This is a genomic window from Hoylesella marshii DSM 16973 = JCM 13450, assembly GCF_000146675.1.
Taxonomy (GTDB): domain Bacteria; phylum Bacteroidota; class Bacteroidia; order Bacteroidales; family Bacteroidaceae; genus Prevotella; species Prevotella marshii.
On sequence record NZ_GL397214.1, the window covers coordinates 2,246,763 to 2,271,405 of the forward strand.

Consider the following 24,643-nt stretch of genomic DNA (forward strand, 5'->3'; position numbering starts at 1 on the left):
AAGCGGCCTGCGTAGCAGCGGTTTATTTATCTGCGCAAAAGCGAGTGATGGCAAATTATCAACCCGTTCTCTTGTTCGTTTCATGATTTTTCTTTATTTTTGCCCCATACACATACACTTATATTATCAACACTTTTAAACCGTACTATCATGAAAAGACTGTTACTTTCTTTCGTTGCCTTGGCATGTATCGCGGCAAAGGCACAGACTACGTTTCAGGTGGGGGACATGACCTATCTGGTGAAGGACAATCAAAGGGTGGAACTGACGAAGTATGCCGGTACAGCTGCTTCGGTCACTATTCCCGCCACGGTGACGCACGAGGGGACGACCTACGACGTGAAGTCCATCGGCGAGAAGGCGTTTTTGTGGACGCATGTGGAAACGGCCGTACTGCCCGCCTCTATCGACTCTATTAAAGAGCAGGCGTTTTATTATTCTTATCTGAAGAGCGTGAACTTCCCCGATGGTCTAAAGTATATCGGCAACCGCTCGTTTGCCTCATGTAAGATGACAAGCATCGACGTGCCGGGTAGTGTGGAGGTTATCGACGACAATGCGTTCTTCTCCTGCCCGTTGCTGGAAGAAATCACTTTCCACGAGGGACTGAAGAAGATAGGGCAAGCGGCCTTCTACCACAATCCTAAGCTTACGAGGATTGTTTTCCCCAATTCGCTCGAATACATCGGCAAGACAGCCTTCAACCGATGCGATGGCGTGGAGACGATACAATTTCCATCTCACCTCACTTATATCGGCGCAGCAGCTTTCGGCGACTGTCGCAAACTGCGGGAAGCGGCGCTCCCCTCGTCGGTTACGTATATCGGTAATGAGGCTTTCATGAAGTGCTTCCCGCTAACTTCGTTCACCATTCCGAAAGAGACAAAAGAGATAGGTTTCTCCATCATCAGCATGACAGCAGTGCAGACGCTCAACGTAGAGGCCGGCAACACGCATTTCCATCTGGTAGACGGCGTGGTGTACGATACAGGCAACAAGGTGCTCTACGTCATGCCGATGAAAGGCATGACCACACTCAACGTGAAAGAAGGGTGTATCGGCATTAACGGCGGTGTGGCTTGGGGAAGCGAGCTGCAAAGCGTTAAACTGCCCAAGAGCCTCTTGGCTATTGGAGAATATGCTTTCGAGAAAACAGCCATCACACAGATTGATTTGCCGGAGAACCTAACCTATATCGGCGACCAAGCCTTCGCCGATACGAAGCTCACGAATGTGATCATACCTCAGAATGTGGTCTACATGACCGACGGCGCTTTCGCACAATGCAAGGAGCTGGTATCGGCCACCCTACCTTCATCTGTTGCCATGGTCTATAACCATGCGTTCGGCTACAACGAGAAGTTTACCACGCTTACCTGTCTCGGGTCGAAAGCTCCCTCCATTGACTCCTATGGCGAAGAGTACGACAGTCCGTTCTTCAAAATCAAGACCAATGCTGTGCTGAATGTCCCCAAAGGCTGTACGCAATCCTACAAAGACCAAGGATGGGGAGCTTATTTCAAGATTCAGGAAATGGCATCGGGCGTACTCGTACCGAAAGCTACCGACCCTGCCAGCGGCACAACGGTGAGCGGGTATAAGTCGCTTGCATTCAAGATAGAGTTCAACGAAGCGGTCAGCATCGTAAAGGCAAACCCGAATGTAACGCTGAGAAAAGACAACCTGCTTTTTGCCAACATCTTTACACCCGACCAATCGTGGATGGTGACGCAGAGCGCCGACAAAACCAGCATCAACGTATGGGCATCCGACTACGACAGCTATACGCAGGCATACAAGTTTGAGAACGACCACGTTTACTTTATCGTCATCCCACCGGGCATCGTGAAGAATGCCGCTGGAGATATGAACGAACGTATCGTTATCAAACTGCAAGGCGCACAGTCTACGAGCATTGACCAGCCCACAACAGCTACGGAAAGCCGCACAGTGACGGGCTATTACGACATTGAAGGACGCAAACTCTCTGCTCCGCAACAAGGTATCACGATTGTGAAATACTCTGACGGAAGCACACAGAAGATACTCACGAAGTAACATCCTATAGGAGGCATCTTGATCGGATGCCTCCTATCTTCTTTCCAACATCTGCTACACCATATTATATATATAGGCCTATTCCTCTCTTTCGTGTAATGACACATACGCATACTCCCTTTTGGGCATTGCCGGTCTATCCGCCCGTCGGCATTGACCGTCAGCAATTGGCCAGACACTACCATGGTCGGCAAGTAGTTATCACAGGGGCATCGCGAGGCATAGGCCGAGCTTTGACACAACAACTTATCGACATCGGTGCACGTCTCTTTCTGATTGCCCGCAACGAGGAAGCCTTACAAACGCTCTGCCATGAAGCCCGCCAAAGAGGATGCGAAGCCGATTATTACGCCATCGACCTGAGAGAACGCAATGACTTGGAAGTGTGTTGCAAGACGATGAAAGAGAAACTGTCGGTTGTGGACTTCCTTTTCTGCAATGCAGGGAAATCCATTCGACGACGCATAGAGGCCTCCGTGGACAGACTACACGATTTCGACCGCACAATGGACTTGAATTATCGGGCTTCGGTAGCCTTGTCGATCGCCTTGCTGCCTGCATTACAACGTTCCGGCGGACGTATCATTTATGTGTCGTCCGTCAGCACGCTTTATCCTTCCGCTCCCGCATGGTCGGCTTATCATGCATCGAAGTGCGCAGCCAACACTTGGTATGAAACGGCAGTCGTAGAACTCCGTCCGCGAGGCATACAAGTACAGATTGCTTATCTGCCACTGGTTCATACCGAGATGTCCGACGTGACCGAGACCTATAGCAAGATACCGGCCTATAGTCCTGAACAAGCCGCACGCATCCTGCTTCGCCTATCAATGCAACGTCGCTTCACTTACAAACCGTGGTGGGCACGTCTGTCTGCTCCAATAGCCCATCTGCTGTCTCCCCTTTTACGTATGCTCTATTCCCGTTTGTTATGAACAAGTCGTTACCTCTATTTCCTATCCTCGTCCGTCTGCATATCATTACACCGCAAGGGTTATGGCAATGGACGCGAAGTTTCATTAAAGAGGGTATCACATTGATGGCAATGCTCCGCTTTGCAGCACACTTCTATAGCGAGAAAGAAGCCATCACATCCGATAAAAGACATTTCACCTACAGTGAACTCTACAGCCAAGCACAACAATTGGCATTCCTGCTTCAAACAGAAGAGGCCTTACAACCCAATATGCGAGTAGCCCTGCTCTGTCGGAATCATGCACTATCCGTTCTGCTGCTGCCGGCATTATCGCGCTTGGGTGTACACGTAAAGCTACTGAATACAGATATGAATGCAGATAAAATAGAAGAGGCGTTACAACGCGGACGAACTCATCTGCTTATCTACGACAGCGACTTAGGTATTGAACAACTCTTAGAAAATCTGCCATGTCGCTCTCTTTCATCCGAATCTCTGTACGAAAGGCTGTCACATCCCACCCCATCTCTTGCTCGCAAGCTGCCTCATATTCTCAAAGGACCTGAAATATCCGTACTTACCGGTGGCACAAGTGGCCATTATACAGAGGCCGGACGTCGTCCTGCTATCACACAGTTTCTCTCGCCATTCTTCGCCCTTCTGCAACAAATAGGCATTCATCGCTACAAGAATGTGCTACTTGCCCTCCCGTTTTATCATGGCTTCGGACTTGCGACGTTCATTGTATCGCTCCTTATGGGTAAACAAATATACCTTATGCGGCGCTTCCAAGCAGACGAAGCCCTACGCCTTATCCGCCAAGAAGCAATAGAAGTAGTGCCCATTGTGCCCGCCATGCTGTATCGTATGTGGCAAAGCCCTCATGCCGATGATGATTTACGAAGTGTACGTTGCTTCATCTGTGGTGGTGACAGGCTTGATAAGAAATGGATTCATACCCTGCATGAGCGATTGGGAAAAGTGTTATACAATCTCTACGGTACTTCCGAAGCCGGCTTCTTTTTACTTGCCACGCCACACGATTTGGAGGCTAACGAAGAGACCACTATCGGGCGACCGATTCGTGGAGTACGTTGTGAAATCCGTAATGCCGATACTCAAGGCATAGGAACGCTTTGGGTGCGTTCGTCTTGGGCAATGAACGGACGCAAAAGTCGATGGCAAAGTACCGGTGATTTGGCTTTTCGCAACAACGAAGGATATTACTTTCATCGAGGCAGGGCAGACGGTATGGTCGTATGTGGTGGAGAAAACGTGTATCCCAGCCATGTAGAACACGTGCTCATGGGTCATCCTCATGTTATCGCAGCTCGTGTTTATCCTGTTCCTCATCCTGCATTCGGACAGGTCTTACATGCACAAGTGGAGTTGCAAAACGGCTTAGATGATACGCCAGAGATGCTGAAAAGCTGGCTGGACAGTCGCCTCTCTCGTGCAGAAATGCCCCATCACATCACAATGCAAGCAATAGAACTCTTGTCCACAGGCAAACCCAAACGATAAGAGCTATTTTACTTTGTCTTTTATTTCATCGTATGATATTTCAGCCTTATTACTGTGTATATAAAAAATGGGACGTTTCTGTGGATCGTTTTCTTCTCGAATTTGTTCATGCTTCTCGCTAAGTAATGGGATACAAGGAGAAAATAAAAAACGGATTTTTTGATTTTTATTTTTTTTCATTTGCGGAAGCTCCGCAAGCATTAAAGCTTTTATTTTGGGGCTTGCAGTCCAACTGCGAGCATTAAAATTTTTATTTGGAGTCTTGCAGTTCAACTGCAAGCATTAAAATTTTTATTTTGGGTTTTGCAGTTCAACTGCGAGCATTAATTTTTTTATTTTGCTCCTTGCAGTCCAACTGCGAGCATTAAAACTTTTATTTTGGGTCTTGCAGTCCAACTGCGAGCATTAAAATTTTATTTTGGTTCGTCGGGGCTTTCAGTTCCTTGTCGACGGCGTTCCCCGAGTGTTTTTCATAGTCCTCTTTTAATAGCAGAGACTATTTACACTTCTTAGTGGAACTTATGGATAAGAAAATAATAAAGATTTCAACCTAAAATTCTTGCTCTTCATAAATAATTGCTATATTTGCAGGCAATACGAAAAAACCTAAGCTAACAGACATGATATACGTCTCATTACTGGACGAAAAGACAAGGAGACTTGTTTTCTATCTGGCTATGGAAGAATACATTGCACATAAGGTCGATGAAAAAGACTGCTTCTTCATGTGGCAGGTCAGGCCATCTGTACTCTTTGGACGGAATCAGTTGATAGCCAATGAGGTGAATTTGGATTATTGTCGTGAAAAAGGAATCGAAATCTATCGACGTAAAAGCGGTGGGGGATGTATTTATGCTGACATGAACAACGTCATGTCTTCTTACATCACAAAAGAAGACAAAGTAAGTATTAGCTTCAGCAGATTCTTAAACATGGTGGTAGATGTACTCCATCGACTCAACATTCCTGCCGAGGCATCCGGACGGAACGATATTTTAATTGAAGGAAAAAAGGTTTCGGGCAACGCTTTCTACCACGCTGCGGGTAAAAGCATTCTACATGGAACGATGCTTTTCGACACTGATATGGAAAACATGACCAACAGCTTAACGCCCAATACAGAGAAATTATCAAGCAAAGGGGTGCAAAGCATCAGACAGCATATCGCCTTATTAAAAGACTATACCGATATCGGTATCAAAGAGTTTAAGGAGTTTGTCAAGAAACATCTATGCGATGAAGAGCTTACATTAACCGAAAACGACATACGAGAAATAGAAAAAATAGAGAAAGAATATCTTTCCGATGAATTTATCTATGGCAATAATCCAAGCTATAATCTTGTAAAAAGACAACGCATTGAGGATGTTGGTATCATTGAGGTGCACTTGGAATTGAAGAACAACATTATCAAAAAGATAAATCTCTTAGGAGATTATTTCCTTGTAGGAGATCTCGACAACGATTTACTGAAAAGACTACAGGGAGCGGAACTGCGGGAAGACACATTGCAAAATGTTGTTCCTGCTGATTTGAATGATGTTATCATGAATTTGAAGAAAGAAGATTTCATCCGCTTGTTACTCCAATGAGCGAAGATAATGTCAGACAGTAGCAACACAAAACAGACAATAACAAAATATTAATCTTACAGTAAAAGAAGCATGGAAAATAAAAGAACCTGTTTGTATGACAAACATGTAGCTCTCGGAGCTTTAATGCAGCCATTTGCCGGCTTTGAGATGCCTATTCAGTACAGTAATATTAAGGAGGAACACCTTGCCGTACGCAACCATTGTGGCGTGTTTGATGTATCTCACATGGGAGAGGTATTCATCACCGGAAAGGATGCTCAAAAGTATGTGAACCACATCTTTACAAATGATGTTACACCCGATGAGCCAAACAAGGTCTATTACGGTATGATGCTATACCCCGACGGAGGAACAGTAGACGACTTACTTGTATATAAGATGTCGGAAACAAAATTTTTCCTCGTTATCAATGCGGCAAACATTGATAAAGACGTAGATTGGATGAAACAAAATGCAACGGGATTTGACATCGTTATCGACCACTGTTCAGACAGATATGGTCAATTGGCCATTCAGGGACCAGAAGCAGAGGCCGTGGTAGAAGAAGTGTTGGGATTACCTTGCAAGGATTTGGTATTCTATACCTTTAAAGAGATGAATATTGCCGGTGAAGAAATTATTCTTAGCCGTACAGGATATACAGGTGAAGACGGTTTCGAAATCTATTGCAGTCACAAACTGACAATCGAGTATTGGGACAAGTTAATGGCCAGCAAACGTTGCTTACCCTGCGGTCTCGGTTGTCGTGATACATTACGCTTCGAGGTTGGATTACCACTTTATGGCGATGAATTATCAGCTGAAATCTCTCCTGTTATGTCTGGCCTCAGTATGTTCTGCAAACTGGAAAAAGAAGAGTTTATCGGTATGGATGCCATCAGAAAGCAGAAAGAAGAAGGCGTTAAGCAACGTGTTATTGGCATAGAACTCAAAGACAATGCTATTCCGCGCCACGGGTATGAAATTATCAAAGACGGTAAAGTCATTGGGGAAGTAACCACCGGATACCATACAATTTCTACAGATAAGAGCGTTTGCATGGCCTTAGTAGATAAGGAACACTCTAAATTAGGCACAGAGGTTGAAGTGAAAATTCGCAAGAAGACTTTCCCGGGCATCATCGTTAAGAAGAAATTCTACGATAAACACTATAAGAAATAGAATGATATACCCCATTATTAATAAATATATAAACACTAAAAAATAAAAGCATAATATTATGGCAAACTTTAAAGAAGGACTCTATTATTCCGAGTCACACGAATTTGTACAAGTAGAAGGTAACGTAGCTTACATCGGTATCACAGACTATGCACAAGGTGCTTTGGGTAATGTGGTTTATGTCGACTTGCCCGAAGTGGACGATGAGATTGAAGCAGGAGATGATTTCGGCGCAGTGGAAAGCGTAAAGGCTGCCAGCGACTTGACTTCACCTGTAAGTGGTAAAGTCATTGAGGTAAACGAAGCACTTGAAGATACACCGGAACTCATCAATAAAGATGCTTTTGCCAATTGGATTATTAAAGTTGAGCTTTCCAACAAGGAAGAGCTTAACGGCTTGATGGACGTTGAAGCTTATAAAGCATTCTGCGAAAAAGAGCACTAAACTCCTTTATCGTTTATGCCGACATTTGCCGGCATAAACGATAAGACTAACCCAAACTAAATTATTAATCATGCAATTCAAATTTTATCCGCATACAGACAAGGATACAAAGGATATGCTTGCAAAAATCGGCGTGAAGTCCTTAGACGGTCTTTACGCTCAAATACCTGAATCCATCAGATTGCAGAAAAGCTATGACATTCCTAAGTCTAAAAGTGAAATAGAAATCAGAAATCTATTTACAGAATTGGGTAAACAGAATGAAGCACTGACTGTATTTGCCGGAGGCGGCATTTACGATCATTATACTCCGTCTGTTGTACCTTACCTTGTCAGCCGTTCAGAATATCTTACCAGCTATACTCCCTATCAGGCAGAGATTTCACAAGGAACGTTGCACTACATCTTCGAATATCAAAGTATGATGGCCGAATTGACGGGAATGGACATTTCCAATGCGTCCATGTACGATGGAGCTACAGCTACGGCAGAAGCCATGATGATGGCAAACGCCAATGCCAAGAAAGCCGATACGGTATTGGTCTCAAAGACGGTTGACCCTAAAACGATATCCGTCGTTGAAACGTATGCAAAGTTCCACGGTGTAAAAGTCCAGATGATAGAAGAGAAAGACGGCGTAACGGATAAAGCTGACATGGAAAGCAAGCTTTCACAAGGCAATGTCTCAGGAGTTGTCGTACAACAACCAAACTATTATGGTGTAATAGAAGACTACCAAGGCTATGCAGACAGTTGCCATAACAACAAAGCTCTGTTTATCATGAATGCTGTTGTTGCCGATTTAGCAATACTGAAGACTCCGGGAGAATGGGGAGCAGATATTGCTGTAGGTGATGGACAGTCTTTAGGATTACCTATGCACTATGGAGGTGCATACGTAGGTTATCTCTGCTGCAGCGAGAAACTGTTGCGGAAGATGCCCGGCAGAATTGTAGGAGAAACGAAAGACAGTAGAGGACAACGTGCTTTCGTATTGACGATGCAGGCTCGCGAGCAACACATTCGCAGACAGAAAGCGACCTCCAACATTTGCTCCAATCAGTCGCTGATGGCACTTTCTGCAACCATCTACATGTCGCTCATGGGCAAAGAAGGGTTAAAGGAGGCGGCAGCAATGTCTTATGCCGGTGCTCATTACCTTTGCGATGCACTCGTTAAGAGTGGAAAATTCAGTCTTAAATACAACAAACCTTTCTTCAATGAGTTCTGTCTTACCTATAATGGTAATGTAGATGCCTTGCAAAAGAAATGGTTAGCTAAAGGCTTCCTTGGCGGTATCAAGATAGACGAGCATACGATTATGCTGGCTGTAACGGAAAAACGTACCCAAGAAGAGATTGATAGGTTTGTACAATTAGCTATGGAGGATTAACTTATGAACAATAAACTATATGGAAATCTGATTTTCGAGCTTAGTCATGCCGGTAGTAAAGGATATACATTGCCGGAAAACAAGTTTGGTAAATACGAAATACCGCAAAACATCCGTCGCGGGAAAGATGCAGAATTGCCCGAATGCGATGAGCTGACTGTCATCAGACACTATACGAACCTTAGCGGAAACAACTTCGGTGTAGACAATGGTTTCTATCCCCTCGGCAGTTGTACAATGAAATACAATCCCGTCATCAACGAGGAGATGGCCGGACTTCCTGCATTCAGAGACCTGCATCCGCTGCAACCTGTCGAGACTTGTCAGGGCGCGTTGAAGGTTTATTACAATCTGCAAAAGTCGTTGAGTGAACTCTCCGGACTGGAAGAATTTACTCTAAATCCGTTCGCCGGAGCACAGGGAGAGCTAACCGGACTGATGGTTATTCGTGCCTATCACGAGAGTCGCGGTGACCATAAACGCACCAAAGTTATCATACCCGATTCTGCTCACGGTACGAATCCTGCCTCTGCCGCAGTCTGCGGGTTAGACATCGTTGAGGTAAAGAGTACTGCCAACGGTCTTGTTGATACGGAAGACTTGAAAGGTTTGCTTGACGATACCGTCGCAGCTATCATGATGACCAATCCCAACACACTCGGTTTGTTTGAAACAAACATTCCAGAGATTGAGAAGTTGGTACACGCCTGCGGTGCTTTGATGTATTACGATGGAGCCAACCTTAACCCCTTATTGGGTGCATGTCGCCCTGGCGATATGGGATTCGATGTGATGCACATCAATCTTCACAAGACATTTTCCACACCCCACGGTGGTGGCGGTCCCGGAAGTGGTCCTGTCGGAGTAAGAAAAGGGCTGGAGCAATTCTTGCCCAATCCGAGAGTTATCAAAGAGGGAGAACGCTACAAAGTGCAGGAAGACAAGCAGTCGATTGGACAAATTAGCGCATTCTTAGGCAACTTCTCTGTCGTGATGCGCGCCTACACCTATATTCTGACCATGGGCGAAGACCAAATGAAGTATGTAGGCCCTTACGCAACGCTGAATGCCAACTATATCAAAGAATCGCTGAAAGATGTCTACGAGTTGCCGATAGAAGGCATCTGCATGCACGAGTTTGTATTCAACGGACTGAAGGATAAGAGCACCGACATCACGACCATGGATGTTGCCAAGCGTCTGCTCGACTACGGCTACCATGCGCCTACCATTTACTTCCCGCTTCTCTTCCATGAGGCCATGATGATAGAGCCGACAGAAAGCGAGAGCAAAGAGACCATCGACGGTTTCATCTCTGTCATGAGAACGATAGCCAAGGAAGCCATCGAACAGCCGGAGCTCCTGAAGTCTGCGCCACATTACACGCCGATTGGCCGTGTTGACGACGTGCTGGCAGCCAAAAATGCTATCCTTACCTACAAACAGTTGAAGGCAAAAGCCGACAGTTAATGCCCCGTACTGAGATGAATACATCAGACCTTATTATCATAGGGTGTGGTCCGGGCGGTTACAATGCCGCCGAGTATGCCGCCAAACAAGGAATGAGCGTCGTGATTTTCGACGGTAAGCACGCCGGCGGAACATGTCTCAACGAAGGATGTATCCCCACGAAGACATTCTGCCACAATGCCGACACTATCGAAAGCCTGCGACATGCCGAAGAATTAGGTATTACAGCAGAATTCAAGTTCGATTTCTCCAAGCTGATAGAACGTAAAGACGCCATCGTGCAACAGTTGCGCAGTGGAGTCGAAGCGTTGATGTCTGCCCCGGGAATCACGTTCGTGCACGAAGACGCACACTTCAAAGACGACAAGATCATCGTAGCTGGCAATCAGGAATACACCGCCGCCAATATAATCATTGCAGCCGGTTCGTCGCCCGCCATGCCGCCCATCAAAGGCATTGATTCGTCCCACGTGGTGAGTTCTACCGAACTGCTCGACATCACTCAGTTACCTAAGCACCTCTGCATCATTGGCGGTGGTGTTATCGGAATGGAGTTTGCCTCGGCTTTTGCAAGTTTCGGCAGTCAGGTAACCGTTGTGGAGTTTATGAAAGAATGCCTGCCAACGCTCGACAGCGATATTGCCAAGCGATTGCGCAAATCTATGGAGAAGCGTGGCGTCAACTTCTATCTGCAATCCAAAGTCACCGAGATTACCGGCAGCGGTATCGTTTTTGAGCGGAAAGGAAAGACAGAAGAAATAGAGGCCGACATCGTGCTCGTCGCCGTAGGTAGGAAGCCCAACATCGAAGGACTCCAACTTGACAACACCTCCATCGCATTCGACAAGCGAGGTATCACTGTCGACGACCGATTCCAAACCAACGTGAAAGGTATCTACGCCATCGGCGACATCAACGGGAAGTGCATGTTGGCACACGCCGCAGAGTTCCAAGGCCTCCAAGTGGTCAATACCCTTGCAGGCAAAGAAAGCCATATCCGTCATGAAGTAATGCCCTCTGCCGTGTTCACCCTGCCCGAAGTAGCCTCGGTGGGCTACACCGACCAGCAGTGCAAGGATGAAGGTATTGAGTTCAAATGCAGGAAGGGCATGTATCGCTCCAACGGCAAAGCCTTGGCATTGAATGAGACAGAAGGCCTCGTCAAACTGATAACCGACGGTGCAGGCCACATCATCGGTTGTCAAGCACTGGGCGCCCACGCATCCGACATGGTGCAGGAAGCCACCGCGCTCATCAATTGCGGTGGAACGATAGAGCAGCTACGCAACATCATCCACATCCATCCCACATTGGGTGAAATCCTTCTTTCGGCAGCGAATCAAGACTGATGCTGTTGCCGCCATTACCGGTAAAAGAGAGTGTGTCACAACAAATAGGCACATTCTCTTTTTTTTCTTATTGATATGCAGATAGCGACAGATTACAATATAGAGGTACTAACTATTTCTGCCATGGACGAATCCGTGAGCGATAGTTTTGCAGAGGTCTCATCTTGGTGTGTTTTTGTGTATCTATACATACTCCGAAAAGAAGAAGTGATACAAAACAAAAATATCATAACTTTTTAAGTTATGATACTTACGATTCTCTTTAGAAATTCCTGATGCTATTTTCAGAATACTTAAAGCGGTGCGTACGAGATTCGAACTCGTGACCTCCTGCGTGACAGGCAGGCATTCTAACCAACTGAACTAACGCACCCGGGCAGAAATCAGTGCTTACTATCTAAAGCGGTGCGTACGAGATTCGAACTCGTGACCTCCTGCGTGACAGGCAGGCATTCTAACCAACTGAACTAACGCACCCTTTCGCGGGTAAGGCTGATTTGCGCATGCAAAGGTACGTATATTTTCTGATACGGCAAAATAACAACCGAGTATTTTACAATATTTTTTGCAGCACAATCGCATCATGATAGCTGTGCCCATTGAAGAGCCACTCTTTCAGTTGTATTCTGTTTTTGAAACCAACTGTCTCAAATAATGTGACAGACCCATTGTTTTCTATATCGACAACGGCATAGAGTTGATGCAAGTGCAACACTTTCAAAGCATACGTACTTATCGCCTTTAAAGCAGCTGACGCCCATCCTTTTCTTCGATGTGTCTGCTGTATAACGATACTCACTTCTGCCCGCAGATGGCGTGGATCGAAGTTGACAAGGTCTACTATGCCGACCACGGTTTGCTGCTCATCTTCTATCATGAGGCGTACCTGCTTGTCGGTATAGATGTCTCCGGAGGCGTTTGCCACGTAGTCGTGCAACGTATATCGGGAGTAGGGCACGTTGGTGTTGCCGATGCTCCATATCGAGGTATCGTTTTCTATCGTGTACAGGAAGTCGAGGTCTTCGGGTTCTATGGCACGCAGATGAACGTCGGGTAGTATTTTTTCTTTCATCGTATGATGTCTTCTCCTGTTATCAATATACCACGGTCTGGGTGGAATATGCCTATTTTAATATTGTCGTGGGGTTGTTGGGCAAATCTACTCAGTATTGCAGCGTAGCTGAATGCCTTGACATCATATACAGCATACACGAGTCTTTTTTGCACCAGCCGGTCTATATACATAAGGTGTCCTTGAGGTAGCGAGGTCTTGTCTCCCACATGGAACTCTCCCGATAGCCCTTGATTTTTACACAAATGCTGACAGGCGGCAATCATCTCCGCGTGTCCGATGAATACGTATTCGGGTTTTGAGGTGCGATGTTGATGGGAAAAGCCCATGTATTTGCGGATTTCCTGCATGTTCATTTGCAGAAAGGTGCAGACGGCTTTCACACAGATGGCTGCTTTAATGGGTAGCTCTATCCAGAAGCTCAGGTGCGAGAAGTGTTTGCGCAAGAAGATGAGCATGGCACCATAGAACACATGTACGTAGCGAAACGACGACTTCTGCGTGCTTTCTCCCTTATAGTGGAGTATCTCCTCGGGCAGATACCAATTGTCATACCCCTTTTTCTGGATGCGATAAGACAGGTCGATGTCTTCTCCATACATGAAGAAGTCTTCGTCGAGCAGGCCTGCTTCGTCAATCGCCTGCTTTCTCAGTAGGCAGAAGGCACCGCTGACAACATCTATCTTTGCTGGTTTATCCCACGGCAGATAGCCCATGTAATAGCGTCCGAAGCGTTTGCTTCGAGGGTATTTGGCGCACAGTCCGCACATTTTATAGAAAGCTGTCATGGGACGGGGAAGTCCTCGCCGCGATTCCGGAGCCGGACTGCCGCTGTCCGTGAGCATCTTCACTCCTAATGCTCCGCCGCGAGGATGGGCATCCATAAACTGCAGCGCATTTATCAGCACATGTTCTCCCACAAGGGTATCGGGATTCAGCAGCAACACATATTCGCCCTCGGCTTGTTTGATGGCTATATTGTTGGCATGGGCGAAGCCGTTGTTGTGGTTGCATGCGATGAAGTTTACATCGGCGAATCGGCGTCTGAGATAATCCACGGAACCATCGTGCGAGTGGTTGTCTACCACCAGCACCTCGGCTTCTATGTCCTGCAACGCCCGCAACAGACTGTCCAGACATTGCTCCAGATAGTATTTCACGTTGTAGCTTACAATAACGACCGATAGTTTTTTCATACCTTGCCCGTGTCTTGTTTGCATCTTTCCATGCTCGGATAAATAAAGAAGAGGCACAACAGCAGGATGATGCTCATATAGAAAAACGCCACGTTCATAAACAGATAGTAGCACAAGAAGCCGGTCACCATCGGTATGCACAACATCTGTAGGCGCAGCGACCCCAGCAGCAAGAGGGCTTTTTCGGGATGGGCGGTGAGTTTCCTTTTCACGCTCTTTACTTTAAACAGGCGCAAACTCACGGGGATGGAACAGATGACGATGAGTTCCATCATTGAAAGTACGGCGAACTGCGCCGTTGCGTCGTCGGCCTTTGCTCCTTCCCATATCGCATTCGTTTCAAATAAAACGATGATGACCATGCAGACGGCTATGGCTGCATATAGTTCTGCTTTCAGTATTTTGCTTGTTCTTTGCATCTTGTTATGGTTAATAAACGTTAGGTATTGAGTGCCGTGCGATTGGTGATCGAGCGCCCCAGCGTCACCTCGTCGGTGTATTCCAGTTCATCGCCTACGGAGATGCCCCGCGCTATCACGCTCAACTTCACGCCATAGGGCGACAACTTACGCGAGAGATAGAAGTTCGTGGTGTCGCCTTCCATCGTGGAACTCAGCGCGAGGATAATCTCGCTGAATCCACCGCCAGCCACACGCTCCACGAGCGAATCTATCTCAAGGTCACCCGGCCCCACTCCGTCCATCGGCGAAATCACTCCGCCGAGCACATGGTAAAGTCCGTTAAACTGTTGCGTGTTTTCTATCGCCATCACGTCTTGTATGTTCTCCACGACGCAGAGTGTGCTCCGCTCTCTGCGATTGTCCATACAGATGGGGCAAACGTCTTCGTCGCTGATATTGTGGCAGACGCGGCAATGTTTTACCTCGGTGCGCAAGCGGGCGACAGCCTGCGAGAAAGTCTCCACCTCGTCTACGTCTCGACGCAGCAGGTGGAGCACCAGCCGCAAGGCCGTCTTGCGTCCGATGCCCGGCAGTTTGGCAAATTCAGATACTGCCTTTTCCAGCAGTTTTGAGGGATAAGCTTGTTCCATCATTATTTTACTTCCAGAGTGCGACACTCCTATACTTCTTTGAACTTCTTAGCATCCGGCGGGGTTCCCGCTGATACATTTTTTAACATTTTCGACTTAGTGTGGCTCCCGCCAATACTTTCTTTAATATTTCGTCTTTAGCGGGGCTCCCGCCGATACATCTTTTAACCTTTTCGCTTTAGCGGGGCTCCCGCCGGGCGTTTTCTTTAGTTTTTACCTCTCGGCGGGCTGCCCGCTGCTCCGCGCCCCTTTGGTTTCCTTGTTTCGGGAGGGGATGCGCGCATTTCTCTGACAAAAATACGTAAAATTATCGGGTATCACAAATCTCGTTCTCGTTTCTATGGAAAAATAGCTACCTTTGCAGCATTAAAAATCACTGAAAAACTACAAGATATGAAACATTTACTGCCCTTATGCGTAGCAACCCTGTTCATGGCCTCGCCGCTTCGTGCGACAGAGAGGCTGGATTTGAAAAGCCTTACTTCGGGCAAGTTTACTGCCGAAACCTTGAGTGCCGTCACGCCTTTGAGCGACGGGGAATCGTATGCGCAAATCAGCAAAGACGGGCGAGAGGTGCAAACGTTCTCCTTTAAGACCGGCAAGCAGCTCGGCGTATTGTTCGACGTTGGCAATACCATCGGCGAGAAAATAGACGATTTCGACAACTATATCCTCAGTCCCGACGCAACGAAGATGCTCATCCAGACGCGCACCGAGCGCATCTATCGCCATTCCTTCAAAGCTGTATTCTATATCTATACCATCGCCACGCGCAAGCTCGAACGGCTGTCTGACTACGGGCCGCAGCAAACGCCGGTGTGGAGCCGCGACGGTCATCAGGTGGCTTTCGTGAGAGACAACAATATCTATCTGGTGAAGCTGCTCTACGGGAATGCCGAAAGTCAGGTGACCAAGGACGGGAAGTTCAACGAAATCATCAACGGCATCCCCGATTGGGTGAACGAAGAGGAGTTCGGATTCAACTCCGCCATGACATTCAATGCCGACGGCACGATGCTGTGTTGGATAAAATACGACGAGAGTGCCGTGAAGACCTACGGCCTTCAGCTATTTATGGCAGGGAAAGACAGCAACCGCGACTATGAGTTCTATCCCGGAATGTATGCCTATAAGTATCCCAAAGCCGGACAAGACAATGCCAAGGTATCGGCTTGGAGCTACGATATCCAGAGCCATCAGACACGCCGCATCGACCTGCCGCTGGCCACCGACGGCTATATCCCCCGCATCAAGGCCACGGCACAGGCAGATAAAGTCATCCTGCTCACCATGAATCGTCATCAGGACGAGCTGAACGTATATGCCGCTAATCCGCGCTCTACGGTCTGTCAGTTGCTGATAAGGGAAAGTGTGCCTAAGTATGTGAAAGAAGAAGTGCTGGCGAACATGAAGATAACCGACAGCCATATCCTCCTGCCCAGCGACCGCGATGGCTTCATGCACCTGTATCTCTACGACATGACCGGTAAACTGCAACGGCAAATCGTGAGAGACCGTTACGACGTGACCCGCGTCTACGGTTTCGACGAGGCTTCGGGCAACGTATATTATCAGGCCGCTGCCCTCGGTCCGCAAGACCGCCAAGTGTACGTTTGCACAAAGAACGGCAAGATAACGCGCCTCTCCGACAAAGAGGGAACCAACAATGCCATCTTCGCAGCCCATTACAAATACTTCCTCAATATATGGAGCGACCGCAATACGCCTTATGTCTACACCCTTTGCAACGCCGACGGCAAGACACTTGCGACGCTCATCGACAATGCCAACCTGCGTCGGCAGTTGGCCGGTTACGGTCTCTCAAAGAAAGAAACGTTTAGCTTCACCACCTCCGAAGGCGTGCAGTTGAATGGATGGATGGTAAAGCCGGCCGACTTCAATCCGAGCAAGAAATATCCCGTCGTGATGTTCCAATACAGCGGCCCGGGCAGTCAGCAAGTGCTCGACTCGTGGTCTATCGGTGCGATGGGGCAGGGTGGTATTTACGAGGAGTACCTCGCGCAGCAAGGCTTCATCTTTGTATGCGTAGACGGACGCGGTACCGGCGCACGCGGGGCGGAGTTCGAGAAGTGTACTTATCTGCGTTTGGGCGACTTAGAGTCCAAAGACCAAGTGGAGACCGCGCTGTGGTTGGGCAAGCAGAGCTATGTAAACAAAGACCGGATAGGCATTTGGGGCTGGAGCTTCGGTGGCTTCAATACGCTGATGAGTATGAGCGAAGGCCGTCAAGTATTCCGTGCCGGCGTGGCTGTCGCTCCCCCCACCAGCTGGAAATATTATGATACCATCTACACAGAACGCTACATGCGCACACCGAAAGAGAACCCCTCGGGCTACGACGTAAACCCCATCGCCCGTGCAAACAATCTGAGCGGTGCATTGCTGATATGCCAAGGTCTGTCCGACGACAACGTGCATCCGCAGAATGCCATCGAATATGCCGAAGCATTGGTGGAGGCCGACAAGGATTTCCGCGAGATATTCTATGCCAACAAGAACCATAGTATCTATGGAGGAAACACCCGCAACCATCTGTTCCGTCAGATAACCGATTTCTTCGAGGAGGAATTGATGCGTAAATAAGCGATGAGAAAAGACACGGAGCGAACGGCATTTGCCAATGGTTTATACAATGATTTCAGCCATTGGCTCGGCCGTCGCTTCCCGTTTAAGGTGCAGAAGATTTCGATAGATGCCGGATTTACCTGCCCCAATCGCGACGGAAGCATCGGCGTGGGAGGCTGTTCTTATTGCGACAACCGCACGTTCAATCCCGATTATTGCCACCGCGGCGTGACCATCCGCGAGCAATTAACCGCCGGCAAGGCATTCTTTGCCCGCAAATATCCCGACATGAAATATCTGGCTTATTTCCAAGCATACACCAATACGTATGCGTCTGTCGAGACATTGAAGCGCATGTATGAGGAAGCGTTAGGCGTGGAAGATGTGGTGGGTATTGTGATTGGTACGCGCCCCGACTGCATGTCGGACGACTTGCTTGACTATCTGGAAACACTCCATCGGCAGACATTCATGATTGTGGAGTATGGTATCGAGAGTTTAAACGACAATACCCTTGTGCGTATCAACCGAGGACACAACGTTGCTTGCAGCTTGCATGCCATTGAGCGTACGGCAGAGCGAGGTATCACAACCGGTGCGCACGTGATTCTCGGCCTCCCTGAAGAGGATTTCGATGAGCACATACGGCAGGCCACCCTACTTTCGTCCACCCGTCTTGATGTATTGAAGGTGCATCAGATGCAGATTATTAAAGGAACAAGGTTGGCACGGGAATATGCCAAACAACCCTTCCCCGTGTATTCCGCAGACGAATACATCCGATTGATAACCGAATACATACAGTATCTGCGCCCGACAATGGTATTAGAACGTTTCGTCAGTCAGTCTCCTGCTCACATGCTCGTTGCTCCGAACTGGGGACTGAAGAACCATGAGTTTACCCACCTTCTCGTCCGCCATCTGCAAAAAGCAGAAGCATGGCAGGGGAAACGATGGAGAGACGATGCCGCTTTATAGGCCTTTTATGTCCGTATTACGAATGTTTTTCATACCTTTGCAGACATATCCCATAGGATATATATAGGCAAAATAGAAACTAACAAAATGAAACAACAGAACGGTGATGGCATATTCACAGTTGAGATTAAAAAATCAGATATGTTTTAGGATGTACGCTGTCTCACGCCTGATTATTCAGGCATACCGCCCGTATCTTAGCAAGTTGGGCATCACCTATTCGCAGTACTTGGTGCTGATGGTATTATGGGAAAACGACGCCCAACCGGTGAACGACATCGCTAAGAAGCTGTTCTTAGAGACCAACACGGTCACTCCATTGATACAACGCATGGAGAAGATGGGACTTCTGACACGCACGAGAGGTCGACGCGACGAGCGGCAACGCATTGTCTCGCTCACACCGGCAGGCATCGAGATGCAGGAACGTGCCAAAGATGTGCCTAATTGTATGGTAGACACGCTGCGCAGCCATCGACTTTCAGATGCCACTTGGCAGGGATTGATTCCCGTTCTCGATGAGATGATAGCAAAGTTGAACCCCAATCGCTCATAAGACCGCTCATGACCGATTTTGGATTGACTCAGGAAAGATAACGTTACTCATGCTGATTCGTCATACTACAAAGAGCGACTTAGCGGCTGTGATGACCATTTTGGAGGTCGGAAGGTGCCGCATGCGCGAGGCTGGAAACGCCACGCAATGGGCTGATGACTACCCTTCGCAGGCACAGATAATGGCAGACATAGAAGCGGGATGTAGCTACATCGGCGAAGAAGATGGGCGCCCGATGGTTACCTTTGCTTGTGTGTTGGGGCCGGAGCCTACTTACCACACCATCTACGAGGGTGCTTGGCCGAACGAGAAACCCTATGCCACAGTGCATCGTATGGCCAGCCTGCCCGAATATCGTGGCGTTTTCCGCACCGTGATGGACTATTGCTTCCGCCTTTCACCCGTTATCCGCGTCGACACCCATCGCGACAATGCCCCCATGCGTCACCTGCTTACCGCCTATGGATTTACTTATTGCGGCATCATTCACCTGAACGATGGGGCAGAAAGACTGGCTTTCATCATGGAACGGTAAGCAACCGAAAGCCTGTCAAATGCCCGACGAACCCCCATTAATCTTCGTCTACATCACATTGATTTGTAGGCCAATTAACGAGAAAAAGCCTTTCCGTAGCACGCGTAAAGGCAGTATATAACCAATGAATATAATCCGGTGTGAGCATCTCCTCCGTCATATACCCTTGGTCGAGGTAGATGTGCGCCCATTGCCCGCCCTGTGCTTTATGGCAGGTCACGGCATAGCCGTACTTCACCTGTATGGCATTGTAGTGCTCGTCCTGTCGGAGGTGCTGCATGCGATCGGCTTTGCGGGATAAATCGCTGTAGTCTTCCATGACACGGAGATATAACGCCTCGTTCTGCGCGGGGGTCAGTGCAGGGGCTTCGGTGCGCAGGCTGTCGAGTACAACGGTAGTCGAAAGTTCATAGTTGTCGTAATCGGGGAAGCGCAACCACACGTCGGCAAAGCGAAAACCATAGACCTCGCGCTCATGCCGCACTTGTTGCACGATGGCGCGGTCGCCGTTGGCAATGAATGGGATGGGCGACTTCTCACGTTCCGTCCAGTAATAATTGTTCTTCACAACCATGACAACATCGCCCGTCGTCAGTTCTTCTTCACACCCTAAAACACTGTTTCTGATACCTTGGTTATAGATATTGGCGCGCTTGTTGCTCCGTGTAATAACCATGGTTTCGTCGATACCCACTTCGGCGAAGCTGGAAGCAAGCGTCTCTATCAGCTCATCGCCCGGCACGCGACAGATATCGGCAAAGCCCTGTAAGCGGATAAAAGGCAGCTGCGTGTGGGCATCGCGGGTGAGGAGCCGGCGGATAGACGTGGCATTGAACAAGATTCCCGATTCTGCGGCCTGCCGAAGAACCTCGTCCAAGTCGTAATCGTAGACCGTAGCACCGTAGCCTTGCATGAAGTTGGTATCCAGTGCCGGCGACCGTTCTTCGCCCACGGGTGGCAACTGTGCCCGGTCTCCGATGAGCAGCAAACGACAATTTCGGCCGGCATAAACGAAGGCTACGAGGTCGTCTAACAGTCTTCCGCTGCCAAACACACGCCCGCCCGCCCCGTCGTTGGCCACCATTGAAGCCTCGTCTACCATAAAGAGTGTGTCGGTATGCAGGTTATCGTTGAGGCGAAAGTCGGCCATCTCGCTCCCGAAAGTGCGTTGTCGATATATCTTGCGATGGATGGTGAAGGCCGCATGTCCGCTGTTCAGGGCAAACACCTTCGCCGCTCTTCCGGTGGGTGCCAGCAATACCGTTTTCTGTTTTAGGGTAACGAGTGCACGCACGATGGCAGCTGCGAGCGAGGTCTTTCCCGTGCCTGCCGATCCGCGTAGCAGCATCATCGGCCGGTCTGTGCGGTCGGTGAAGAACTGCGCAAAGGTGTAGATGGCCGCATCCTGCCCCTCGGTAGGTGCAAAACCCAGCTCCTGCCGGATACGGAATATCAGTTCGTCGGCCATCATATTTCGAGTGTCGTCTGTTGCAATGATGAATGAGTGGTTGTACGTTTGTCGTTGCAAAATTAGAAAAACTATCTTGTATAGACAAATATAGCCCATAGAGATATAGGCAGATGCAAGGTTAAGCAGTTGAAGGTGTATGATTGCGGAGTGTAGCAACACCATATTATTATAATAGCATAAGCCATCATGTAAGCGCTGAAGACGCGCAATAGGTCAACCCAACGTGCAGTACCGAGTGGATGACATTTACCGAAGTAAGCTCTGAAGGAGCATTATATCTCAGCCCAGTGCGCAGCGCTGGGTATAACGCAATCCCCTAAATGGAGCGCTGTAGGTGCGACAGAGACCGACAATAGATGCCGTTTACCGCAAGAAAGGTTGCCGACCCATCCATGTACAAACGCCATCTGTACGGGGTACGAATGCCGACTTATCAATCGTCACTTTACGACCTTAAGAAGTTACGACCTCGAACTTTTGAGTATCAAATACTAAGGAATCATCACAAAAGCGGGGTAAAAGTGATGATTTCTACCCATCGAAAAGTCACCCATCGGGAAGTTTTGACGATTCCGTCTTCATCCTTTCCCATGAAGATACATGATAGATTGGCGAGTTATTTCCCACATAAACACGCGGCTTTCTCACTGTTTTTTTGTACTTTTGCGCTCTCAACAACGTTCATCAGACAATCAATATGAAAATAGAACAGCTCATCAGCCATGCGGTCGCTGCGGCCGTGCAGCAACTATACGGTGAGGCCGCAGCAAACGTCCCCATACAATTGCAGAAGACTAAGCGGGAATTTGAGGGACATCTCACGCTTGTCACGTTTCCGTTTGTGAAAACAGCGCGCAAGAAACCTGAAGAAGTGGGACAGGAAATAGGCGAATGCCTGAAAGCCAACTGCACGGCTGTGGCTTCTTTCAACGTGGTAAAAGGTTTCTTAAATCTTGTTGTAGCCCCATCGGCTTGGCTCTCGTTGCTGAACGATATTAATGCCGATGAGCATTTCGGCGAGAAAGCCGTAACAAGCAATTCGCCGTTGGTAATGATTGAATACTCTTCGCCCAATACCAACAAGCCGCTGCACTTAGGTCATGTACGCAACAATCTGCTCGGTTGGTCGTTATCGCAAATCATGCAAGCCAATGGCAACAAGGTGGTAAAGACCAATATAGTGAACGACAGAGGCATACACATCTGTAAATCCATGCTCGCATGGCAGAAATGGGGGCACGGAGAAACGCCTGAAACAAGCGGAAAGAAGGGTGACCATCTTATCGGCGACTATTATGTGGCCTTTGATAAACACTATCGTGAAGAGATAAAGATGCTGAAAGCCCAACTGATGAACGAGGGTATAGATGAAGAAACAGCAGAAAAACGTGCCAAAGAAGAAGCCCCGCTGATGATGGAAGCCCGCGAAATGCTGGTGAAATGGGAACAGGGCGACCCCGAAGTGCGACGTCTTTGGAAGATGATGAACGATTGGGTATATGCCGGTTTCGATGAGACTTATCGTGCGCTGGGCGTCTCTTTCGATAAGATATACTACGAATCGGATACCTACCTTGAGGGAAAGGCAAAGGTGGAAGAGGGTTTGAAGAGAGGCATCTTTGAACGGAAAGGAGACGGTAGCGTATGGGCAGATCTCTCAAATGAGGGACTTGATCAGAAGCTCCTGCTTCGCTCTGATGGTACCAGCGTATATATGACACAGGATATAGGTACCGCCGATATGCGTTTCAGAGACTTTCCGATAGACAAAATGATTTATGTGGTGGGCAATGAGCAGAACTACCATTTCCAAGTATTGTCTATCTTGCTTGACCGTTTGGGATTCAAATGGGGGAAGGAGTTGGTGCATTTTTCGTATGGAATGGTGGAACTGCCCAATGGTAAGATGAAAAGCCGTGAGGGAACAGTGGTAGACGCTGACGAACTGATAGAGGCTATGATAGAATCTGCCGCACGTATGAGCGACGATAAGGTGAACAAGCTTGAGAACGTCAGCGAGGAAGAACGCCACGAGATAGCACGCATCGTGGGTATGGGTGCACTGAAATACTTTATATTAAAGGTGGATGCACGCAAGAACATGTTGTTTAATCCTGAAGAAAGCATCGACTTCAATGGGAATACAGGTCCTTTTATACAATATACATATGCGCGAATACGTAGCATCTTGCGGAAGGCTGAAGGGCTGAACATCCCCGACCAACTATCCGAAGATTTGCCTCTTGGTGCAAAGGAAGCAGAGCTGATTCAGAAAATGGATGAGTTCGGTGCGGTGGTAGTACAAAGTGGAAAGGACTACAGCCCGAGTGGCATTGCCAATTACTGCTACGAACTGACTAAGGAATTTAATCAGTTCTATCACGATTACAGTATTTTGCATGAGGAAGATGAAGGTAAGAAAATCGTGAGGCTAATGCTGGCGAAGAACGTGGCTAAGGTCATCAAAAACGGTATGGCACTCTTGGGAATCGAAGTGCCGGAGCGAATGTAGACGGAAAGAGAAATCCCCATGGCCTATATGCCGATGAAACATCCTACAAATCAGCAGTGTTATGATTGAAAAAAAACGTTATTCGAAAGGGACTTCACAATTCTCCCCCATAGGAAAAAGGGCAGATGTAGGCCTCGTGAATCCCCCCTCTTACCGCAATGACACCGTGTTGCCGTTACCACCGCAGGTAAATGCTTGTGCGTGGGCTGTAGATGCAGCTTGCAGCGGCAATCCCGGCCCAATGGAATATCGCGCTGTTGATTTGGCCACAGGTGAGGAAGTGTTTCATTACGGGCCTGTTCACGGTACCAACAACATTGGTGAGTTCCTTGCCATCGTTCATGCGTTGGCATTAATGGAACAACGGCATATTGTAGATAAAACGATATATTCCGACAGCTACAATGCCATTCTCTGGGTACATAAGAAACAGTGCAAGACCACTTTGAAACGCAATGAGAAGACGGAAAAACTCTACGAAGTAATAGCCCGTGCCGAGCAATGGCTCAAAAGTCATGCGGTGAAAGTGCCAATCGTAAAATGGGAGACCGCCACATGGGGCGAAGTTCCCGCTGATTTCGGCAGGAAGAAGTGACAGATAGGTGGCTTAACCGACCTGTCTTGAAGCATGAATATGCGAATTCGGGATAAGAGATTCTTATCTAATCGCCCCAAAGAGGCTTACAGTCCGATAACCTATCCGAAACTCGTGTATGAAAATCGAATCCCAAGTTGGGACGGCGCAAAACATGCGTGAAAAATCAAATCCCAAGTT

At 48.0% G+C, this 24,643-nt stretch carries 21 protein-coding genes and 2 tRNA genes; 15 read left to right on the forward strand and 8 right to left on the reverse strand.

Annotated features, from left to right (window positions below; all coding sequences use genetic code 11):
* Positions 1-150: 150 nt before the first annotated feature.
* The 3 genes from HMPREF0658_RS09225 to HMPREF0658_RS09235 all read left to right on the forward strand — a co-directional run bounded on the left by HMPREF0658_RS09225 (position 151) and on the right by HMPREF0658_RS09235 (position 4,498).
* Positions 151-2,058 (forward strand): leucine-rich repeat domain-containing protein, encoded by a 1,908-nt coding sequence (locus HMPREF0658_RS09225; RefSeq protein WP_006950392.1) that lies wholly within the window; start codon positions 151-153, stop codon positions 2,056-2,058.
* 98 nt (positions 2,059-2,156) lie between these two features.
* Complete coding sequence (locus HMPREF0658_RS09230; RefSeq protein WP_006950393.1) at positions 2,157-2,993, forward strand: SDR family NAD(P)-dependent oxidoreductase; 837 nt, start codon at positions 2,157-2,159, stop codon at positions 2,991-2,993.
* Positions 2,990-4,498 carry a class I adenylate-forming enzyme family protein gene (locus tag HMPREF0658_RS09235; RefSeq protein ID WP_006950394.1) on the forward strand — a complete coding sequence of 503 codons (1,509 nt, stop codon included), beginning with the start codon at positions 2,990-2,992 and terminating at the stop codon, positions 4,496-4,498. Before HMPREF0658_RS09230 ends, HMPREF0658_RS09235 begins: the two co-directional genes overlap by 4 nt.
* Positions 4,499-4,501: 3 nt before the next feature.
* Here HMPREF0658_RS09235 and HMPREF0658_RS09240 read toward each other — a convergent pair whose 3' ends face one another.
* A complete protein-coding gene (locus HMPREF0658_RS09240; RefSeq protein ID WP_139047752.1) occupies positions 4,502-4,777 on the reverse strand; it encodes a hypothetical protein in 276 nt (91 codons plus the stop codon).
* Positions 4,778-5,118: 341 nt separating this feature from the next.
* Between HMPREF0658_RS09240 and HMPREF0658_RS09245 the strand changes: the two genes are divergently transcribed.
* From HMPREF0658_RS09245 to lpdA, 6 genes are all read left to right on the forward strand, one after another.
* Positions 5,119-6,090, forward strand: a complete 972-nt coding sequence (locus tag HMPREF0658_RS09245; RefSeq protein ID WP_006950398.1) for a lipoate--protein ligase — start codon at positions 5,119-5,121, stop codon at positions 6,088-6,090.
* A 72-nt stretch (positions 6,091-6,162) separates the two neighbouring features.
* A complete protein-coding gene (gene gcvT, locus HMPREF0658_RS09250; protein WP_006950400.1) occupies positions 6,163-7,254 on the forward strand; it encodes a glycine cleavage system aminomethyltransferase GcvT in 1,092 nt (363 codons plus the stop codon).
* Between the two features lie 58 nt (positions 7,255-7,312).
* Positions 7,313-7,699 carry a glycine cleavage system protein GcvH gene (gene gcvH / locus HMPREF0658_RS09255; RefSeq protein WP_006950401.1) on the forward strand — a complete coding sequence of 129 codons (387 nt, stop codon included), beginning with the start codon at positions 7,313-7,315 and terminating at the stop codon, positions 7,697-7,699.
* 70 nt (positions 7,700-7,769) lie between these two features.
* Complete coding sequence (gene gcvPA, locus HMPREF0658_RS09260; protein ID WP_006950402.1) at positions 7,770-9,092, forward strand: aminomethyl-transferring glycine dehydrogenase subunit GcvPA; 1,323 nt, start codon at positions 7,770-7,772, stop codon at positions 9,090-9,092.
* 3 nt (positions 9,093-9,095) lie between these two features.
* On the forward strand, positions 9,096-10,562 hold the full coding sequence (gcvPB, locus tag HMPREF0658_RS09265) for an aminomethyl-transferring glycine dehydrogenase subunit GcvPB (RefSeq protein WP_006950403.1): 1,467 nt from the start codon (positions 9,096-9,098) through the stop codon (positions 10,560-10,562).
* A 14-nt stretch (positions 10,563-10,576) separates the two neighbouring features.
* Positions 10,577-11,911 (forward strand): dihydrolipoyl dehydrogenase, encoded by a 1,335-nt coding sequence (lpdA, locus tag HMPREF0658_RS09270; protein ID WP_040557873.1) that lies wholly within the window; start codon positions 10,577-10,579, stop codon positions 11,909-11,911.
* Between the two features lie 299 nt (positions 11,912-12,210).
* On the opposite strand, the gene HMPREF0658_RS09275 is transcribed toward lpdA, so the two are convergent.
* The 6 genes from HMPREF0658_RS09275 to recR form a co-directional block, all read right to left on the reverse strand.
* Positions 12,211-12,284: transfer RNA gene (locus HMPREF0658_RS09275), tRNA-Asp, on the reverse strand.
* Positions 12,285-12,314: 30 nt separating this feature from the next.
* Positions 12,315-12,388 (reverse strand) — tRNA-Asp (locus HMPREF0658_RS09280).
* 76 nt (positions 12,389-12,464) lie between these two features.
* Positions 12,465-12,983, reverse strand: a complete 519-nt coding sequence (locus tag HMPREF0658_RS09285) for a GNAT family N-acetyltransferase (RefSeq protein WP_006950406.1) — start codon at positions 12,981-12,983, stop codon at positions 12,465-12,467.
* Entirely contained in the window at positions 12,980-14,179 is a 1,200-nt protein-coding gene (locus HMPREF0658_RS09290) for a glycosyltransferase family 2 protein (protein WP_006950407.1), read from the reverse strand. The genes HMPREF0658_RS09285 and HMPREF0658_RS09290 overlap by 4 nt, the downstream gene beginning before the upstream one ends.
* The gene (locus tag HMPREF0658_RS09295) at positions 14,176-14,598 is read right to left on the reverse strand and encodes a hypothetical protein (protein ID WP_006950408.1); all 423 of its coding nucleotides are present in this window, start codon (positions 14,596-14,598) and stop codon (positions 14,176-14,178) included. Before HMPREF0658_RS09295 ends, HMPREF0658_RS09290 begins: the two co-directional genes overlap by 4 nt.
* A 20-nt stretch (positions 14,599-14,618) precedes the next feature.
* On the reverse strand, positions 14,619-15,230 hold the full coding sequence (gene recR, locus HMPREF0658_RS09300; RefSeq protein WP_024991017.1) for a recombination mediator RecR: 612 nt from the start codon (positions 15,228-15,230) through the stop codon (positions 14,619-14,621).
* A gap of 393 nt (positions 15,231-15,623) precedes the next feature.
* Between recR and HMPREF0658_RS09305 the strand changes: the two genes are divergently transcribed.
* The 4 genes from HMPREF0658_RS09305 (at position 15,624) to HMPREF0658_RS09320 (ending at position 19,885) form a co-directional block, all read left to right on the forward strand.
* Positions 15,624-17,834 carry a S9 family peptidase gene (locus HMPREF0658_RS09305; protein ID WP_024991018.1) on the forward strand — a complete coding sequence of 737 codons (2,211 nt, stop codon included), beginning with the start codon at positions 15,624-15,626 and terminating at the stop codon, positions 17,832-17,834.
* Positions 17,835-17,837: 3 nt separating this feature from the next.
* On the forward strand, positions 17,838-18,794 hold the full coding sequence (gene mnmL, locus HMPREF0658_RS09310; RefSeq protein ID WP_006950411.1) for a tRNA modification radical SAM protein MnmL/YtqA: 957 nt from the start codon (positions 17,838-17,840) through the stop codon (positions 18,792-18,794).
* Positions 18,795-18,900: 106 nt separating this feature from the next.
* Positions 18,901-19,350, forward strand: a complete 450-nt coding sequence (locus HMPREF0658_RS09315; protein ID WP_024991019.1) for a MarR family winged helix-turn-helix transcriptional regulator — start codon at positions 18,901-18,903, stop codon at positions 19,348-19,350.
* Between the two features lie 49 nt (positions 19,351-19,399).
* Positions 19,400-19,885: a GNAT family protein gene (locus HMPREF0658_RS09320; protein WP_006950413.1), complete on the forward strand. Its 486-nt coding sequence runs from the start codon at positions 19,400-19,402 to the stop codon at positions 19,883-19,885.
* A gap of 37 nt (positions 19,886-19,922) precedes the next feature.
* On the opposite strand, the gene HMPREF0658_RS09325 is transcribed toward HMPREF0658_RS09320, so the two are convergent.
* Positions 19,923-21,356 (reverse strand): ATP-dependent DNA helicase, encoded by a 1,434-nt coding sequence (locus HMPREF0658_RS09325; RefSeq protein WP_024991020.1) that lies wholly within the window; start codon positions 21,354-21,356, stop codon positions 19,923-19,925.
* Between the two features lie 697 nt (positions 21,357-22,053).
* Between HMPREF0658_RS09325 and argS the strand changes: the two genes are divergently transcribed.
* The gene (gene argS / locus HMPREF0658_RS09330; RefSeq protein ID WP_006950415.1) at positions 22,054-23,868 is read left to right on the forward strand and encodes an arginine--tRNA ligase; all 1,815 of its coding nucleotides are present in this window, start codon (positions 22,054-22,056) and stop codon (positions 23,866-23,868) included.
* A gap of 61 nt (positions 23,869-23,929) precedes the next feature.
* Positions 23,930-24,463 (forward strand): RNase H family protein, encoded by a 534-nt coding sequence (locus tag HMPREF0658_RS09335; RefSeq protein WP_006950416.1) that lies wholly within the window; start codon positions 23,930-23,932, stop codon positions 24,461-24,463.
* The last annotated feature ends 180 nt before the right edge of the window (positions 24,464-24,643 follow it).

Excerpts from the sequence above, each read along its gene's own strand:
- HMPREF0658_RS09245 (WP_006950398.1), top strand. The coding sequence starts at position 5,119 with ATGATATACGTCTCATTACTGGACGAAAAGACAAGGAGACTTGTTTTC.
- argS (WP_006950415.1), top strand. The coding sequence starts at position 22,054 with ATGAAAATAGAACAGCTCATCAGCCATGCGGTCGCTGCGGCCGTGCAG.
- gcvH (WP_006950401.1), top strand. The coding sequence starts at position 7,313 with ATGGCAAACTTTAAAGAAGGACTCTATTATTCCGAGTCACACGAATTT.
- mnmL (WP_006950411.1), top strand. The coding sequence starts at position 17,838 with ATGAGAAAAGACACGGAGCGAACGGCATTTGCCAATGGTTTATACAAT.
- HMPREF0658_RS09320 (WP_006950413.1), top strand. The coding sequence starts at position 19,400 with ATGCTGATTCGTCATACTACAAAGAGCGACTTAGCGGCTGTGATGACC.
- HMPREF0658_RS09230 (WP_006950393.1), top strand. The coding sequence starts at position 2,157 with ATGACACATACGCATACTCCCTTTTGGGCATTGCCGGTCTATCCGCCC.
- gcvT (WP_006950400.1), top strand. The coding sequence starts at position 6,163 with ATGGAAAATAAAAGAACCTGTTTGTATGACAAACATGTAGCTCTCGGA.
- HMPREF0658_RS09305 (WP_024991018.1), top strand. The coding sequence starts at position 15,624 with ATGAAACATTTACTGCCCTTATGCGTAGCAACCCTGTTCATGGCCTCG.
- HMPREF0658_RS09290 (WP_006950407.1), bottom strand. The coding sequence starts at position 14,179 with ATGAAAAAACTATCGGTCGTTATTGTAAGCTACAACGTGAAATACTAT.
- HMPREF0658_RS09315 (WP_024991019.1), top strand. The coding sequence starts at position 18,901 with ATGGCATATTCACAGTTGAGATTAAAAAATCAGATATGTTTTAGGATG.
- HMPREF0658_RS09285 (WP_006950406.1), bottom strand. The coding sequence starts at position 12,983 with ATGAAAGAAAAAATACTACCCGACGTTCATCTGCGTGCCATAGAACCC.
- recR (WP_024991017.1), bottom strand. The coding sequence starts at position 15,230 with ATGGAACAAGCTTATCCCTCAAAACTGCTGGAAAAGGCAGTATCTGAA.
- gcvPA (WP_006950402.1), top strand. The coding sequence starts at position 7,770 with ATGCAATTCAAATTTTATCCGCATACAGACAAGGATACAAAGGATATG.
- HMPREF0658_RS09335 (WP_006950416.1), top strand. The coding sequence starts at position 23,930 with ATGATTGAAAAAAAACGTTATTCGAAAGGGACTTCACAATTCTCCCCC.
- HMPREF0658_RS09325 (WP_024991020.1), bottom strand. The coding sequence starts at position 21,356 with ATGATGGCCGACGAACTGATATTCCGTATCCGGCAGGAGCTGGGTTTT.
- HMPREF0658_RS09235 (WP_006950394.1), top strand. The coding sequence starts at position 2,990 with ATGAACAAGTCGTTACCTCTATTTCCTATCCTCGTCCGTCTGCATATC.
- HMPREF0658_RS09225 (WP_006950392.1), top strand. The coding sequence starts at position 151 with ATGAAAAGACTGTTACTTTCTTTCGTTGCCTTGGCATGTATCGCGGCA.
- lpdA (WP_040557873.1), top strand. The coding sequence starts at position 10,577 with ATGAATACATCAGACCTTATTATCATAGGGTGTGGTCCGGGCGGTTAC.
- HMPREF0658_RS09295 (WP_006950408.1), bottom strand. The coding sequence starts at position 14,598 with ATGCAAAGAACAAGCAAAATACTGAAAGCAGAACTATATGCAGCCATA.
- gcvPB (WP_006950403.1), top strand. The coding sequence starts at position 9,096 with ATGAACAATAAACTATATGGAAATCTGATTTTCGAGCTTAGTCATGCC.